Origin of the sequence: Microbacterium deminutum (genome assembly GCF_039530205.1) — a bacterium.
GTDB classification, from domain to species: domain Bacteria; phylum Actinomycetota; class Actinomycetes; order Actinomycetales; family Microbacteriaceae; genus Microbacterium; species Microbacterium deminutum.
On the sequence record NZ_BAAAOG010000002.1, the window covers coordinates 847,697 to 862,831 of the forward strand.

At 67.9% G+C, this 15,135-nt stretch carries 10 protein-coding genes and 1 pseudogene; 5 read left to right on the top strand and 6 right to left on the bottom strand.

Annotation, left to right across the window (positions count from 1 at the left end):
- Nucleotides 1-17: 17 nt before the first annotated feature.
- The 4 genes from ABD212_RS10200 to ABD212_RS10215 all read right to left on the bottom strand — a co-directional run bounded on the left by ABD212_RS10200 (nucleotide 18) and on the right by ABD212_RS10215 (nucleotide 4,207).
- Nucleotides 18-1,280, bottom strand: coding sequence for an ROK family protein (locus tag ABD212_RS10200; protein ID WP_344094065.1), 1,263 nt, complete (start codon nucleotides 1,278-1,280; stop codon nucleotides 18-20).
- Between the two features lie 16 nt (nucleotides 1,281-1,296).
- The gene (locus ABD212_RS10205; protein ID WP_344094067.1) at nucleotides 1,297-2,349 is read right to left on the bottom strand and encodes an ABC transporter permease; all 1,053 of its coding nucleotides are present in this window, start codon (nucleotides 2,347-2,349) and stop codon (nucleotides 1,297-1,299) included.
- Complete coding sequence (locus ABD212_RS10210; RefSeq protein ID WP_344094069.1) at nucleotides 2,346-3,125, bottom strand: ATP-binding cassette domain-containing protein; 780 nt, start codon at nucleotides 3,123-3,125, stop codon at nucleotides 2,346-2,348. The genes ABD212_RS10205 and ABD212_RS10210 overlap by 4 nt, the downstream gene beginning before the upstream one ends.
- Before the next feature lie 65 nt (nucleotides 3,126-3,190).
- The gene (locus tag ABD212_RS10215) at nucleotides 3,191-4,207 is read right to left on the bottom strand and encodes a sugar ABC transporter substrate-binding protein (protein WP_344094071.1); all 1,017 of its coding nucleotides are present in this window, start codon (nucleotides 4,205-4,207) and stop codon (nucleotides 3,191-3,193) included.
- Nucleotides 4,208-4,946: 739 nt separating this feature from the next.
- Between ABD212_RS10215 and ABD212_RS10220 the strand changes: the two genes are divergently transcribed.
- From ABD212_RS10220 to ABD212_RS10230, 3 genes and pseudogenes are all read left to right on the top strand, one after another.
- Nucleotides 4,947-5,162: a three-helix bundle dimerization domain-containing protein gene (locus ABD212_RS10220; protein ID WP_344094073.1), complete on the top strand. Its 216-nt coding sequence runs from the start codon at nucleotides 4,947-4,949 to the stop codon at nucleotides 5,160-5,162.
- A 384-nt stretch (nucleotides 5,163-5,546) separates the two neighbouring features.
- A pseudogene (locus ABD212_RS10225) lies at nucleotides 5,547-5,887 on the top strand (glutathione-dependent formaldehyde dehydrogenase); the annotation flags it as partial.
- A 208-nt stretch (nucleotides 5,888-6,095) separates the two neighbouring features.
- Nucleotides 6,096-8,273 carry a S8 family serine peptidase gene (locus ABD212_RS10230; RefSeq protein WP_344094076.1) on the top strand — a complete coding sequence of 726 codons (2,178 nt, stop codon included), beginning with the start codon at nucleotides 6,096-6,098 and terminating at the stop codon, nucleotides 8,271-8,273.
- Nucleotides 8,274-8,283: 10 nt separating this feature from the next.
- Here the strand turns inward: ABD212_RS10230 and ABD212_RS10235 are convergent, their stop codons facing one another.
- On the bottom strand, nucleotides 8,284-10,356 hold the full coding sequence (locus tag ABD212_RS10235) for a hypothetical protein (protein WP_344094080.1): 2,073 nt from the start codon (nucleotides 10,354-10,356) through the stop codon (nucleotides 8,284-8,286).
- A 328-nt stretch (nucleotides 10,357-10,684) separates the two neighbouring features.
- On the opposite strand from ABD212_RS10235, the gene ABD212_RS10240 reads away from it, so the two are divergent.
- Nucleotides 10,685-13,156 (top strand): HAD-IC family P-type ATPase, encoded by a 2,472-nt coding sequence (locus tag ABD212_RS10240; RefSeq protein WP_344094083.1) that lies wholly within the window; start codon nucleotides 10,685-10,687, stop codon nucleotides 13,154-13,156.
- Between the two features lie 94 nt (nucleotides 13,157-13,250).
- Nucleotides 13,251-14,267 (top strand): synaptic vesicle VAT-1 family membrane protein, encoded by a 1,017-nt coding sequence (locus ABD212_RS10245; RefSeq protein ID WP_344094086.1) that lies wholly within the window; start codon nucleotides 13,251-13,253, stop codon nucleotides 14,265-14,267.
- A 3-nt stretch (nucleotides 14,268-14,270) separates the two neighbouring features.
- On the opposite strand, the gene ABD212_RS10250 is transcribed toward ABD212_RS10245, so the two are convergent.
- Entirely contained in the window at nucleotides 14,271-14,807 is a 537-nt protein-coding gene (locus ABD212_RS10250; RefSeq protein WP_344094089.1) for a dihydrofolate reductase family protein, read from the bottom strand.
- Nucleotides 14,808-15,135: the final 328 nt, after the last annotated feature.

Here is a 15,135-nt window from a genome sequence, read left to right on the forward strand (position 1 = left end):
GATCGTGCGGACGGCGGTCAATCTGTCGCCCCGATCCCGAGAGCGATGACGCTCGCTTGTCGAAGGTCGGGGACGACGGTCGGGTCGGCCATCAGCTCGTCGATGATCGAGGTGGCGGCGCCGATGGCGCCGGCATACATGTCGAGGTCTGAGCGCAGGATCTGACACGCGACGAGCCGCTCGGACAGCACTCGCTGATGCACGATCCGCAGCACTTGCTGCTCGAGGAAGGGGAAGAGGCGGATGAAATAGCCACCGACGATGACGGTGTCGGGGTTGAAGATGTTGATGAGGCTCGAAAGGCCGAGGCCGAGGTACCGTCCGACGTGCTGGATCGCCTGCAGGGCCCGTGGTTCGCCGGCTTCCGCGCGTTGCACGATGGCGGCGACCCGTTCGTCGCCGTCGATCGAGGAGTCTCTCACCGGGTCCTCCGGGTCGGCGGCGAGCGCGAGGAATGCGTTGAGTCCGATCTCGGATTCCCAGCATCCGATGCTTCCGCAGACGCAGAGTTTGCCTTCGGGGTTGACGAGCATGTGTCCGACCTCGCCGGCGAATCCGGCTGAACCGCGGAACGGGCTGCCGTCTACGAGGATGCCGCCGCCCATCGCTGTGGATCCGGTGAGGTACAGCAGATTGGCGCCGCCGGCGGGTCCGCGTCGGCGTCCCTCCGCGATGGCCCCGTAGTTCGCGTCGTTGTCGATGTTCACGTTGTCGGTGATGCCGTCGAGGGTTGCCCGGAGAACCGCGGTCAGCGGATAGTCAGTCAGCCCCACGGTCGGTGAGCGACGGACGATCCCGGCGCGCGGGTCGATCAGGTCCGGTACGCCGACCGCGACTCCGGCGAGCAGGGAACGGGGCGAGATGACCCGGGCGCGTTCGTCCAGTCGTTCGACGATCGCACGAGTGATCTCCATGAGCTCGTCGGGGGCAGTGTGGCGCTGCACGAGTGTGGCGTGTTCGCGGGCGATCACGCGCCCGGTGAGGTCGACGGATGTCCCGATCACGTACGGGGGGCTGAAGCTGAGTCCGACGGAGTGGACCCGTTCGCCGACGGGCATGGCGACCTGGCCGGGTCTGCCGACGCCGCCTGAGCTGGATGCCGCGGAGAGCTGCACGAGGCCGCGATCCATGAGTTCGTTGACGAGGCTGCCGACCGCACCTTTGGTCATCTCGATGTCGGATGCGAGTTGCGCCCGCGTGCGCGGCTCTCGGATCAGCTCGGCGAGGATCAGGGCGAGATTCGATCGCCGCATGTTCAGTTGATCGATGGACTCCGACATCCGGTTCACCACGCCCTCACAGGATCGGGCGCCTGCGCGCCTGGATGCGGTCGAGGCAGACAGCCACGATGAGGACGAAGCCGACGGTGCCGAGCTGCCAGAAGGACTGGACACCGATGATGACCAGGCCGCCCTGCAGGATGACGGCCAAGGCGGTGCCCCAGACAGCTCCGATGAGGCTCACTCGCCCGCCTTCGAGCCGGGTTCCGCCGATCACCACGGCCGTGATCGCCGCGAGCGCGTCGTTCGGATGCCCTGTGATCGTCGTCGCACCGTAGTGGCTCAACGAGATGAACCCGGAGAGGCCGGCGAGGACGCCGGTCAGCACTGCGAGCGACAGAAGGTGCCACTCGACGCGAACCCCGGAGCGACTCGCTGCCAGGCGCAAGGACCCGATGGCGAGCGTCCGGGACCCGTAGCGGGTCTTCTTCAGGACCACCCAGAGCACGATGGTGGCGACCACGGCGACGAGGAAGGGAAGGGGTATGACATCGGCGATCGTGGCCAGTCCGAAACCGGCTTGAAGTTCGGGCGGCATGCCGCCGATATCGGATCCTCCGGTAAGCAGCAGCGCGGCGGCCAGCCCGATGCCGGTGGTGCCGAGAGTGGCGATGAGGCTGTTCACATCGAAGAGTCCGATGATGACGCCGTTCAGCAGACCGAACAGGGCCCCGGCGACGAGCGCGGCGAGCGCTCCCATGATTATGGCGAACACCACCCCGTACGGCGCGAGAGTTCGAATGGTCAGGGCCGCGGCGACGGAGGCGAGGACGAGATTCGCTCCGACCGAGATGTCGATCGCCCCGGCGCCGAGGAGCATCGCGATGCCCAACGCAAGGAGGAGGGTGACGGTGCCGGATAGAAGCATCGACTCGAGGTTGGCCCATGACCAGAAGACATGCCCAGGCGAGACGATCGAGAAGAAGACGATCAGGGCTATGTCGAGCAGCAGGACCCAGGATCCGCTCGATCCGAGCCACCGCGCGATCGCGTGTGCGGGCGCGACCGCGCGGGTGTCGTTGGAGTCCTCGCCCGACGGGGCGGAGGAGGCGGGCAGTGTGGTGGTCATGCTGCATCCTCGACTTGGTAGCCGACCATCGTCGAGACGACGTCGGGGACGGTGAGGCCCGCGGCGGGCGCCTCGAGAGCGGTCTTTCCCCGCCAGAGAATCGTGACGGTGTCGGCGACCTTCAGCACCCGCGGCAGGTCGTGCGAGACGACGAGGACTCCGAGCCCGAGTTCGGCTACCGTGCGCATGAGCTCGCACACGATCTGACTCTGCCGGGCGCCGAGTGCGGCTGTCGGTTCGTCCATCAGCACGGCGGTCCTCGACCACATCACGGCTCGCGCGACGGCGACGGCCTGCTTCTGACCACCGGACAGCTCCTGCACGGCGACACGGAGCGACGGGAGTTTGATCGAGAGGTCGCGCAATGCGGCATCCGCGCGCTGCTCCATCTCGGACCGGTTCACGAAGCCCGCCCAGCCGAATGCACCGCCGCGGGTCAGTTCGTGGCCGAGGAACATGTTGTCGACGACCGAGAGGTCCGGGGCCAGCGCGAGGTCCTGGTACACGCAGTCGACGCCGAGTCTTTGAGCGTCGCGGACCGAGTGCAGTTCAACAGGCTTGTCAGCGATGACCAGGTCTCCCTGATCCTTGTGGTGAATGCCGAGCAGGAGCTTCAGGAAGGTGGACTTGCCTGCGCCGTTGTCGCCGAACAGCGCGACCACTTTGCCGGATGGCACCGTGATGCTCGCATCGCTGAGCGCCTGGACGTGTCCGAAGCGCTTGGCGAGATGCTGCCCGGCGATGGCGATCGTCGGCCGGTCTTCGTTGACTGTCATTGTGCTTCCTTTGATGTGATCGCCATCGAGAGGTCTCCGAGATCCCTCCCGGTCGCGAGGTCGAATCAGCCGGCGCAAGTGTCCTTGTACAGGGCGGCCTGCGCCTCGGGTGAGTCCACGGTGTCTTTGGTGATGATCGTCAGCGGCAGCGGCTCGAGAGAGGGCTTCATCGCGGTGACGGGCTTGCGGTCGGGATTGTTCTTGATCTCGTCGAGGAGCACCTCAACGGCGCGCGATCCCATCAGCTGAGCCGGCTTGGCGGCGAGGACGGTGATGACGCCCGCCTTCAGGGCGTCGACTTCGGCCGGCACCGCGTCGTATGCCCAGATCGCGACCTTGCCCGCTTTGCCCGCCTGCTGGACCGCAGCCGCGGCGCCTTGACCCTCGGGCCCGGTGGAGGCGATGATCATGGACAGGTCGGGGTGGGCAAGCAGAAGCCCGCTCACGATCTGAGTGGTCTTCGTGACATCGAAGTCGGTGTACTCGGTCGGCAGGATCGTGATGTCGGGTCGCTGCGTGGCGACGGCATCTTCGAGCGGCTTCCACGTCGCGTCGAGAACCGGGATTCCCGTGATGCCGCCAAGGGCGACCATGCTCCCCGACCCCTTGGGCAGGATCTGCATGAACTGGTCGACGAAGTTGGACCCATCGGTCGCGAGCGGGATGTCGGTGTACTGAGTTGCGGGGTCGAGGGGGGTGCTCGAGACCACGGGGACGCCCTTTCCCATCAGGCCGCCGACCTGTGTCGAGAACTGCGTCCCCTGGAACGGATTGAGGAACATGCCGTCAGGATCGGTCAGTGTCGCCGAGGTGAAGCTCTGCGACATCGAGTCCGCCGATGTGGTCGGGGACGTGTACCAGGACATCGCCGCACCGGCCTTCTTCGCGGCCTTGTCCGCGCCGCACATCACCGTGATCCAATACGGATCCGTGGCATTCGCCACCACGCCGGCGAGCTTGACCGAATCACCGCTCGAGGCTGTCGTGCCGCCGCCTGCCGTGCCGGAGCAGCCGGCCAGGCTGAGAACAGCGGCGACCGAGGCGACACCGATCAACGTCGACCGCATGTGCAAAACACTCATGGGACTTCCTTCGTTCTGTAGGGGCGTCCGGAGGCGTCCGGACGGTGATACGAAAGGAAGTGGTGATTGCTGGAACGAACACTTCCTCGGATTCGTACTTTGCCAATACTTATACCTAGAAGTAGTTTCCGCAACCCCGAAGATGGGTTCTCTGGCGAGATCCGTCGCCGTCCACTGCGCCCTGCCAAGATTAATCCCTGATCAAGCGTCATTTGTGGGCAGGTGCGCTGGAACTTGGAATCTTAGAAGTCCGCTGTGGCCTCAGGGGCCAAATCGACTACGAAGCTCTGCGCGAACGCTAATTGGTATCCTCAAGCGCGTTATTGGCGTTGCGCAGACCCGGCGCGCCAGGCATCCGCCCTGTCGTGATTCTCATCGCGCGGCACCGCCTCATTCGACGCAGCGCAGCGCTGCTCGACGAACCGCATCGGTGACATCGCCCAGCGTCACCCCCGTTGCCGCCCTCGGAATTTGGATGTAGCGTGACGTCAAAGTTGCCCTGGACCCCGGTGCCCCGTCGCTACTGCGCGATTGCGCGAACTGGGAGTCTCATGGGCCACACCGACTAGATCTCACGTGCGTGGTGTCCGCCGCGGGAACCGTTCTCGCGGAGCAGCACCTGCTCGCGCGGCGTGGCCCTGCGAGCAATGCGAATGCCGGCATCCCAGCTGTGCCGGGCCCGCCCAGACGCTGGCGGACACATCGATCAGCTGACCGTTCCCGGAGGGACGAGAAGAACATGGACTCTCCTGAGAAAGACAAGGAGATCGGCGCGATCATCGACCGGCTCGAGAAGCAGTTCCCCGACGTGCCGCCGCCCGAGGTGGTGGCCGTCATCCTCGAGGCGCACGACGCCTTCAATGAGTACCCGATCAGCAACTATGTGCCGGTGCTCGTGGAGCGACACGCCAAGGAGCGCCTGCGAGGACGGTCGCGACAGCCGTCTCCCGAGTGATGGGACGCTCGTGTCCCCGCCGGGCACGACCGACGTCGATATCACGTCCGGCGGTCCCATGCCATGGGACCGCCTGGCGGTGCGGCCGCGGGTATCGACCGGGGCATGCATGAGACCTCCGATGAGACCAACCCGAACGAGATGACCCCCCGATGAGAAGCGCCGAGATCAGCTGCTCTCCGCCCCGGGAGCCGTGGAGAGCGACGCGGATCCTCGCATCGAGGTCACGGAGCACGACGGTGTGATAGGGATCGACATCGACGCCGATTCGAAGGTGCGCTCAGGCGATCCGAATGCGGAGCCCGCGGAGGAGACACAGGGATGAGGGCTCTCACCTGGCAGGGACGCCACAAGGTCAGTGTCGAGTCGGCGCTGTTCGGGTAGACGAAGCTCTACGGCCAGGTTCCGGGTGGTCAGGCCGAATTCCTGAGGGTGCCGCTCGCCGACCACAACACCATCAAGGTCGGCGACGACCTTCCCGACGAGCGCTACCTGTTCCTCAGCGACATCCTCCCGACGGCCTGGCAGGGGGTGGACACGCGAACGTGCCGGATGGCGGAACTCTCGCCGTGATGGGACTCGGGCCGGTCGGCCAGCTCGCCGCACGCGTCGGCGTCCACCGTGGCTACCGCGTGCTCGCGATCGATCCGGTCCCGGAGAGACGGGCCATGGGCGAACGCCATGGCGTCGAGGCCTTCGACCTGAGCGACAGGCATCTCGATCGCCGCCCGCGGGCCGCTGGGCGCAGCGCTTCTCGCAACCCTCCACCACGACGTTCCGGACGACTCCCTCGACGATCAGCTGCGGCATCGGGTCGGCCACGCGCTCGACGCGGCCGCCGACGTCTGACGGGTTGTATCCCGCCGTCCGTGGGACCACTCTTCAGGGGAGGCGCACGCCATCGGAGGCGTGCCGCGTGGGAGGGGTTTCGTCATGGCTCGCAGCATCCGCAACCGGGGTTCGGCCCCCGTCGCAGACATCGCGTCCGGGGAGATCGTGCGCCGCGGGCGCCCGATCCGCATCAGAGGTGAATTCGGCGAGCGCGATGCGCATGCGGTCGAGGTCACCGGCGCCGGCGTCGCCGGCGTGGCGTTCGAGGGCGACGCGCTCGTCATGGACACATCGGGGCTCGCGATCGGCGGTCACACGGTCGTCGTCAACGGGATTCCCGCGCGCGGAAAGCAGAAGGGCCGGCAGGATGCTGCCTTCGACATCGTGGTGGTCGACACGCCTGCGGCGCTCGACGAGGGACTGGCCGTGCTGCATGCGACGCGGATCCGCATCGGCGATCTCGACATCGAGTCGCTCCCCATGGGGGGAGGCGCCGAAGGCCAGTTCCGCGACGTCTTCAAGGCGGTGAGTCGCGACGGCGACAAGGCCGTCACGCTCGCATTCGACCAGGTGGGGGAGCGCATCGACATCGACGAGGAGCTCGCGGCTCTCGCGAGGCGGCGGCAGGATCGGTACGGCCGCATCGAGCCCGCGCTCTTCGAGCGACTCGAGCAGAGCGGCGACGTCGAGGTCGCGGTCTGGGCGTCGACGCGCGACATGGATCTTCAGCTGCCCGAGAAGTCCGAGAAGCGCCCGGCGCGCAAGCCGAGCCGTGTCGATGCGGGCCGGCAGCGGGAATGGGTGGCTCTCGGCGAGAAGCTCGCTGAGGTCTCACGCGAATTCGGGCTCGAGCCCGAGCGCATCGACCAGGCGGCGCCCGTCGTGTACGGCCGCATGCCTGCCGATGCCGTCCGCAGACTCGCGGAGCATGAGCTCGTCGCAGGCGTCTTCCGCTACGACCGCGAGGGCTTCGACGACCTCGGCGACTCGATCGCCATCCACAACAGCGACGACGCGCACTCGGACGGATTCACCGGAGCGGGTGTCAACGTCGCGGTGTACGAACCGGGGCCGGACGTCACGACGAACCTCTCGATCTCCGGCCAGTACCAGACCGGCACCGGGTCGAGCAGTCACGCGCGCATGACCCACGGGATCATCCGCAACACGGAGCGCAGCCGCCCGCACGGCCACGCGCCCGATGCCAACCTCTTCTCGGCGAACAGCTACGACCTCGATGCCATCCGCTGGGCCGCGCAGGACCAGGGCTGCACCGTCATCAGCCAGAGCTTCCATCGGGATGCCGAGCAGACGAGCGACTCGCTGTCGCATGACGACAACTACAAGGACTGGCTCGCGCTGCACTGGCCCTACCCGACGATCGTCGAGGCATCCGGCAATGGTGCGTCGACCGAGTTCGTCAACCACAAGGGCTACAACCGGCTGACGGTGGGAAGCCACAACGACACTGCGAGCGCCATGGCGTCGGACTCGGTGTTCCGCAACCCCGCATCTTCGCATGGCGACCGCGAGCTGCCCGAGATCGCCGGCAACGGCGTCGGCGTGACGGTCGTCGGGCTCACCGACAGCGGGACGAGCTTCGCGGCCCCCGCCGTCGCGGGCATCGCCGCCTGCGTGCAGGAGGCCGCGCCCGTGCTGCAGTCGTGGCCGGAAGGGACTCGCGCCGTGCTCATGGCGGGCGCCTGGCGCAACCCGAGCGGCGGGCGGTGGCGGGCGGACCTCGTCGCGGGAGTCGACGGGCGGGACGGGGCCGGCACGGCCGACGCGGAGCGTTCGACGAACATCGCGCGGTCGCGCCAGAACCGCGACAACGCGGCGGCGCTGCGCGGCTTCGACGTCGGGACGCTGCGCTCGTCCGACCTCGACGGGTCGGGGCGAACGACGTTCCGCTACCGCATCAAGGCGCCCAGCGCGCCGCTGTTCTTCGGCTCGCACGTCAAGGTGGCGCTGGCATGGGATTCGAAGGCGACACGCACCGACATCCTGTTCCTGTCCATCTACCAGAACACGCTGACGGTCGACCTCGACCTCGAAGTGCGCGACTCGTCGGGCACGCTCGTCGCGTCGAGCATGTCATGGGACAACAGCTACGAGATCGCAGAGTTCGATGCCAAGGCGGGCGAGACGTACGACATCCGGGTCCGCCGCTGGTCGGGCACCGACGACGTCTGGTTCGGCATCGCGTGGACGCAGATCTCGACGCTGTTCGACATCTTCGGCTCGGTGCAGGCCGCGCCGCTCCTCGAGCTCGGAGGCTGACCGGAGCCGGTCAGCCGAGCACGACGACGAAGCCCGAAGGCGGCAGGATCACGGAGTATTCGCCCCGACCGCCCTTCGTGCGGACGAGCACGCCCTTCGCGTCGTAGACGTAGGCGATCGTGGCGACTCCCGCGACACCGACCCGCGCCGCTTGCGGAAGACGTGCGCTGGAGTGCTCGAGCTGCGACACGCCGCCGTCGCCGCTGAGCTCGAGCCGTGAGATCACGGGCCGGACCAGGAGCGCATCCAGCGTCAGAGTGCCGGAGCGCACGGCAACGGACAGCCTGCTGCGATCACCGAGCACGGGAAGCTGCAGCGACCGCGGCAGCAGCACGCCGGCGGTCGCCGAGATGCCCTGCGCGGGTCCCGTCTCCACCAGAACGCCGGTCGGCAGCTTTCCCGATCGCCAGGTCGAAACACTGCCGTCTCCCGGCTTGGACCAGACGACCGGCTCGACCCAGCGCTGGACGTCATCCGTGCCGATGTCGAATGTCGCGGACTGCCCGCGCGTCAGAGTGAGAGCGCCGCCCGCCCAGCTCGACTCGCCCGTCCAGGACTCCGGTGTGGAGATCGTCCCGTCGGTGGCGACAGCGGTCTCGGCCTGCACCGATCGAAGCCCCTGGATAGCGTCGATGCTCGTCACGGTCGCGGCCCTGGCGGCGAGCTCAGGCCGCGAATCCAGCGCGATCATCGTCAGGAGCGTGTGGATCGTGCTCTCGGCGCCGCTGTTGTGGTTGACCGAGCCGTCAGCCTGCAGGCCGTCGTAGCCGACGCCGGTCGCCGGGTCGTACATCTGCGCACCGGAGCGGTTCGCTCCGAAGAACCACGCAGCCTGCATGGCGGCGAGGTCGGCGAAGGCACGGGAGCCGCTGGCGTCGGCGACGGCGAACAGGGACTCCACCCGTGAGTCGGCCCCGTACGCGATCTGCACGCGGTCGGTCGGCGTCGGGAACCAGCCGTTGTCCGGTCCACCTGCCGTGAGAAGCGTGGTCGTGAACAGGGCGGAATCCTTCACCGCCGCGTTGGCGAGCGACGGGTCGCCCAGGGCTCCGGATGCCGCGGCGAGCGCCGCCGGCATCTGGGATCCCCACGCGTGCCACATCGACCGGGACTGGGTCCACGGCAGGATCGCGCCGTAGGGCCAGTGCTGCGCATCCCCGGCCGACATGGCCGCGATGCCCTCGGCGAGCCGGCGGAGCGCCGTCGCGGCGGCCTGGTCGGACGGCTGCGCCTTCAGGCGCGCGGCGAGTCCGAGCGCGGCCTCGGCCGAGGCATCCGCCCCGTTCGTGATCAGCCACGCGGGCACGCGCATGCCGTCGGACTGCTCCCACTGCCCGTAGTGCACGAGCACCTGGCGGTTGAGCGCTCCGACCGAGAGCGCCAGTCGCTGCTCGAGGAAGCCGGCGAAGGCCGGGTCTGCTCCCTTGAAGGCGGCATAGCCTTCGCCGAGTGCCCAGATCGTGCGCGCGAGCCAGTAGCTCGGTCCGGAGTCGGACGGGTCGGGCAGCTCCACCGGCTTGGCGGACGGGTTGAGGGTTCCGTCGGGCTGCATCCACAGCACGACATTGCCCACGTTCGGGCCCGCGGAAGTCTGCAGATACGTGAGCGAGCGGAGCAGCTCGTACGCGGAGGTGCGGCTGGACCAGGAGCCTGTCAGGCGCCAATGCCGGAGGTACACGACCGCGGCGCGGGCGACGTCGTCCGCGTTGTATGCGCCCTGACCCCAGTGCCCGGTCGCCGGATCGACGGGCCCGCCGCCGCCGACACGCGCGAAGGTGCCGCCGTCGCGGGCGTCGGCATACGTCCATGGCAGAACGAGTGTCGGCTCCTGATCCAGGCGATACGTGGTGTGGCCTGCCACGCCGGTGGGCGGTGTGGCCTCGTCGAGGAGGAAGTCGAGATGGGCGAGGTTGGTCAATGGCGCCGCGAGTGCGGATGCGGATGCCGGGGCCACGGATGCCGGGGCAACGGACGCCGGAGCCGCGGAGGCGGCGAGCGGTGCCGCGATCACCGTCCCGAGCGACAGCGTCAGCGCCGTCGTCAGGGCGACGAGACGCGCGCCTCGTCGTGTGTGCGTGTGCATGGTGAGTCCTTCGCGTTCGAATCGGCGGTGCATGGATCATTCGTCGGCGAGGTGATGGGACGAGGATGTGCGGGTGGATGCCGCTCGGCGGCGTCGTTTCGTCGTCACGCGGCCGGACGCGAGCCCCGATCCGATCGAGACGGGCAGACCCGAGGTGTGACTCCTCGTGCTCCGACCGGCTCACGCCGGTCTCCTCCGCACACTAAACCGGTTCACGGTTCACGCCGAGGCCTTGCATTCACTCCCCGGAAGTGCTCCCAGTGCCGGCTGGCGGCCAGGTCGCCGTCCGAGCCGCCTTGCGGACCGACGACCGGCCTAGGGTGAGCGCATGGATTCCGCAGCGCCCGCCGGTCCGCCCATCGATGCCGGCCTGAGTGCCGATGAGGTGCAGCGGCGGGTTGCCGAAGGCAGGACGAACGCGTTCACCGCAGCCACCAGCCGCTCGTGGTGGTCCATCATCCGGGCGAACGTCTTCACGATGTTCAACGCGATCGTGTTCGCGTGCTTCGCCGTCCTTCTGCTGCTCGGGCGCTGGCAGGATGCGCTGTTCGGTCTCGCGGCGCTCTTCAACGCCCTGATCGGCGGCTACCAGGAGATCCGTGCGAAGCGGGCCCTCGACAAGCTGGCCCTGCTGAACGCGCCCATCGCCCGCGTCCGCCGCGATGGTGCCGAAGCCGAGATCCCGCCCGCCGCCGTCGTCCTGGATGACATCCTCGCCCTTCGCGCGGGTGATCAGATCCCCGCGGATGCCGTCACGCTGCACGCGCAGGGCCTGCAGGTTGACGAATCGATGCTGACGGGGGAGTCCGACCCGGTGGACAAGCATCCAGGCGACGGGCTCCTGAGCGGCTCGATCGTCGTCTCGGGGCGTGGCTCCGCGGTGGTGCAGAAAGTGGGCGCTGACTCCTACGTCAACCAGTTCGCCGGCGAGGCAAAGAAATTCTCGATGATGCGCTCCGAGCTTAAGGACAGCATCAACCGCGTCCTCAAGTGGGTGGGGTGGGGCATCGGGCCGATCGCGCTGCTGGTGACGAATGCGCAGGTTCAAGTGCAGGGCGGGTGGCAGAAGGCCATCTCGGACGGATCGTGGAACCAGGCCGCGGTCGACTCGATCGCCGTCATCGTCGCGATGATCCCACTGGGGCTCGTGCTGCTCACGAGCATCGCGTTCGCGGTCGGTGCCGCGCGGCTTGCCGCCAGCATGGTCCTGGTGCAGGAGCTGCCGGCGGTCGAGGGTCTCGCTCGGGTCGATGTCGTCTGTCTCGACAAGACCGGCACGCTGACACTGGGCGACATCGCGTTCGACGGCGCGCACCCGCTCGATGACCGGCGGGCTCCCGGATGGCGGGACGCGCTTGCCTGGTTCGGAGCGGCCCCCGACGCCAACGCGACGGCCAGAAGCCTCGGGGGCGGGTTCGCCGTGTCCACCCCGCACTCGCCCGAGCGTCAGATCGCATTCTCGTCACGACGCAAATGGAGTGCCGTCTCGTTCGCCGGCTCGCTCGACGGAACGTGGGTGCTCGGCGCGCCGACGATGATCTTCCCGGATGCCGGAGCGAGATCCGTCCCATGGGGTGGACCATGCGCCGTGAACGGGAAGGCATCGCTCGGCGACGCCGTGGCCGAACTCGCGTCGACAGGGCGGCGCACGCTGCTGATCGCCCATTCTCCGCGGGAGCTGGACGACTCCGCGGTGACGGACGAATCCTTCCCGGACGGGCTCGAGCCCGTCGCGATGGTCACGCTGTCGGAGCGCCTGCGCTCGGACGCGGCGCAGACGCTGCGCTACTTCGCCGACCAGGGTGTCGATGTCAAGATCATCTCCGGCGACGACCCGCACACGGTCGCAGCGATCGCGCGAGAACTCGGACTCGATGTTCCCGAGGGCTTCGACGCCCGCGCACTGCCCGCCGACGCAGTCGCGCTCGGCGAAGTGCTCGAACGGGAGCACGTGTTCGGTCGAGTGACCCCGGAGCAGAAGAAGGACATGGTGATCGCGCTGCAGACCCGCGGCCACGTCATCGCCATGACCGGCGACGGGGTCAACGATGCTCTCGCGATCAAGCAGGCCGACATCGGCATCGCCATGAACTCGGGCTCCGCCGCCACCAAGGCCGTCGCCCGCCTGGTGCTGCTCGACGGCCAGTTCTCGCACCTGCCCACCGTCGTCGCCGAGGGCCGGCGCGTCATCGCCAACATCGAGCGTGTGTCGGTGCTCTTCCTCACGAAGACGGCGTACGCCACGGGCATCGCGATCCTCTTCGGGCTGATGATCATGCAGATTCCGTTCCTGCCCCGGCAGCTCTCCATCACGGACGGGCTCACCATCGGCATCCCGGCGTTCTTCCTCGCGCTCCTCCCCAACACCCAGCGCTACCTTCCCGGGTTCCTGCGCCGATCGCTCAGCTTCGCGATCCCCGCGGGAAGCGTGGTCGCGCTCGCGATCACGGCCTACTCCCTCATCGCGGGTGGCAGGTGGGGCATCCCGATCGAGGAGATCCGCACGGGGTCGACGATTCTGGTAGGGATCCTCGGTCTCTGGGTTCTCACCCTCATCTCGCTGCCGTTGACGTGGATCAAGACGGCCATCATCGCTGCGATGGCGGCGGGGCTCTACCTCGCCATGACCGTTCCGCTGGCGGTGCAGTTCTTCGAGCTCGTGATGCCTCGGCCGGTGGCGATGGCACTTCTCGTGTGGCTCGCCGGGGCGGGAGTGATCCTGATCGGCATCGCCCGGATTCTGCAGCAGTCATTCCTCCGGCGTACGCCGCCGCCGCCGTCGGCGCCCATGTCGGGCTGATCGCCCCGCGACGGCGGGCCACCGCTGGGTACGCTTGCCCTGTGCACGGGGCCTTCGGCACCAGCGTTCGGCCGTTCGAGGGTCGGGAGGATCTATGAAGCAGGTGGTCATCGTCGGTCATGGCGGCCCCGAGAAGCTGCAGGTCCGAGAGGCGCCGGATCCCGAGCCGAACCAGGGGGAGGTGCGGATCCGCGTCAGAGCCAGCGGCGTCAACTTCGCCGACATCCTGGCGCGCAAGGGCCTGTACCCTGACGCGCCCCCGCTGCCGCTGGTGGTCGGTTACGAGGTCTCCGGTGTGGTGGACGCGGTGGGCGCGGGGGTCGACGAGGCGCTGATCGGCTCGGATGTCGCGGCTCTGACCCGCTTCGGAGGCTATTCGGACGTCGTCTCGGTGCCCGCGAATCAGGTCTACGAGAAGCCCGCCACCCTCTCGCACGAGCAGGCCGCGGCGTTTCCGGTGAGCTATCTCACCGCGTGGCAGCTGCTCATGGTCATGGGCTCGCTGAAGCCCGGCGAGACGGTGTTGATCCACAACGCCGGGGGCGGCGTCGGGCTCGCCGCGATCGACATCGCGAGCCACGTCGGCGCGACGATCTACGGCACCGCCAGCGCCGCCAAGCACGCGTTCCTCATCGAGCGCGGCGTGCATGAAGCCATCGACTATCGAGTGACGGACTGGGCCGTCGAAGTCGATCGGCTGACCGGCGGGAAGGGCGTTTCGCTCATCATCGATCCGCTCGGCGGCAGGAATGCGAAGAAGAGCTTCCGCGCCCTGCGCTCGGCGGGGAGACTCGGCATGTTCGGCGTCTCAGCCGCGACGGCGTCGAAGCTGCCCGGGCCCCTCCGCCTGGGGCAGGTGGCGCTCGGCATGCCGTTCATCCATCCGGTGTCTCTCATGAACACGAACAGATCGGTCTTCGGCGTGAACCTCGGTCACATGTGGCACGAACCCGATCTGATCGCGGACTGGATGCGAGTGGTGCTCGAGGGCGTGGCCGAAGGGTGGGCACGACCCCACGTCGACCGCAGCTTCCCGCTCGAGCAGGCAGGCGAGGCCCACGCGTACATCGAAGATCGCAGGAACACCGGCAAAGTCGTTCTGACGACCTGACGCCTATCGCACGACGCGGTAGTCGAGAAGCAGGTGACCGGTCGGCGAGATCTCGCTCTCGATCAGGGCGAGGCCGATGGGCGGCATCCCCTCGAGAAGTCTTCGACCCGGCCCGGCTACCCGCGGGGCGATCACGAGTCGGAGTTCGTCCACGAGACCCGCGGCCAGCAGGGTCTGCGCGACCGAGATGCTGGCGTGCAGGCCGATGTCGCCGCCGGACCGCGCCTTGAGGTCGCGCACGAACTCGACCGGATCACCTGTGACCGCGGTCGCATTGCCCCATGCGCGGTCGAGCGGCGCGGACGTCACCACATGCTTCGGAACCGCGTTGATGAACGTCGCGAAAGGCTCGATCTCGCTGCCCGGCCAGAACCCAGCCCATTCGTCATAGCTGCGGCGGCCGAGGATGACGGCGTCCTGCGAAGCGATCACAGCCGCGAGATGTGCGTCCATCGCGTCGTCCCAGTCGGTGATGAAATCGTCGGGCTCCTCGGCGACGCCGTCGAGCGAGACCAACTCGTAGACCACGACCTTTCGCACGTTCTGATCCCTCCCGTCGACCGGCCCCAAGTCTCGTGCAGCAGCAGGCCCACCACAACCTGCGTGGGGGAGTGGGCCGCTACTCCTGCGAGCGCTGTAGCGCAAGCCGTTGTGCGTCGGACCTTCGTCCGCCAAGGTTTGCCGCACAAGGGTGATGGATGCCGCTGGTCTACCTGGTCTCGCGGGCCCCCGATCGCCCTGGCCAAAGGAGGCAGGTATGTCGTCAGTCAGCGGTTCGGCTGCGGGGATGCCGTCGGGTATGACGTCGGCGAGCAAGACGGTCGGTCATCACGAGCATCATTGGTTCAGGGAGCCGACGGAGCCGGCG

Excerpts from the sequence above, each read along its gene's own strand:
- ABD212_RS10235 (WP_344094080.1), bottom strand. The coding sequence starts at position 10,356 with ATGCACACGCACACACGACGAGGCGCGCGTCTCGTCGCCCTGACGACG.
- ABD212_RS10220 (WP_344094073.1), top strand. The coding sequence starts at position 4,947 with ATGGACTCTCCTGAGAAAGACAAGGAGATCGGCGCGATCATCGACCGG.
- ABD212_RS10210 (WP_344094069.1), bottom strand. The coding sequence starts at position 3,125 with ATGACAGTCAACGAAGACCGGCCGACGATCGCCATCGCCGGGCAGCAT.
- ABD212_RS10200 (WP_344094065.1), bottom strand. The coding sequence starts at position 1,280 with ATGTCGGAGTCCATCGATCAACTGAACATGCGGCGATCGAATCTCGCC.
- ABD212_RS10230 (WP_344094076.1), top strand. The coding sequence starts at position 6,096 with ATGGCTCGCAGCATCCGCAACCGGGGTTCGGCCCCCGTCGCAGACATC.
- ABD212_RS10205 (WP_344094067.1), bottom strand. The coding sequence starts at position 2,349 with ATGACCACCACACTGCCCGCCTCCTCCGCCCCGTCGGGCGAGGACTCC.
- ABD212_RS10215 (WP_344094071.1), bottom strand. The coding sequence starts at position 4,207 with ATGAGTGTTTTGCACATGCGGTCGACGTTGATCGGTGTCGCCTCGGTC.
- ABD212_RS10245 (WP_344094086.1), top strand. The coding sequence starts at position 13,251 with ATGAAGCAGGTGGTCATCGTCGGTCATGGCGGCCCCGAGAAGCTGCAG.
- ABD212_RS10240 (WP_344094083.1), top strand. The coding sequence starts at position 10,685 with ATGGATTCCGCAGCGCCCGCCGGTCCGCCCATCGATGCCGGCCTGAGT.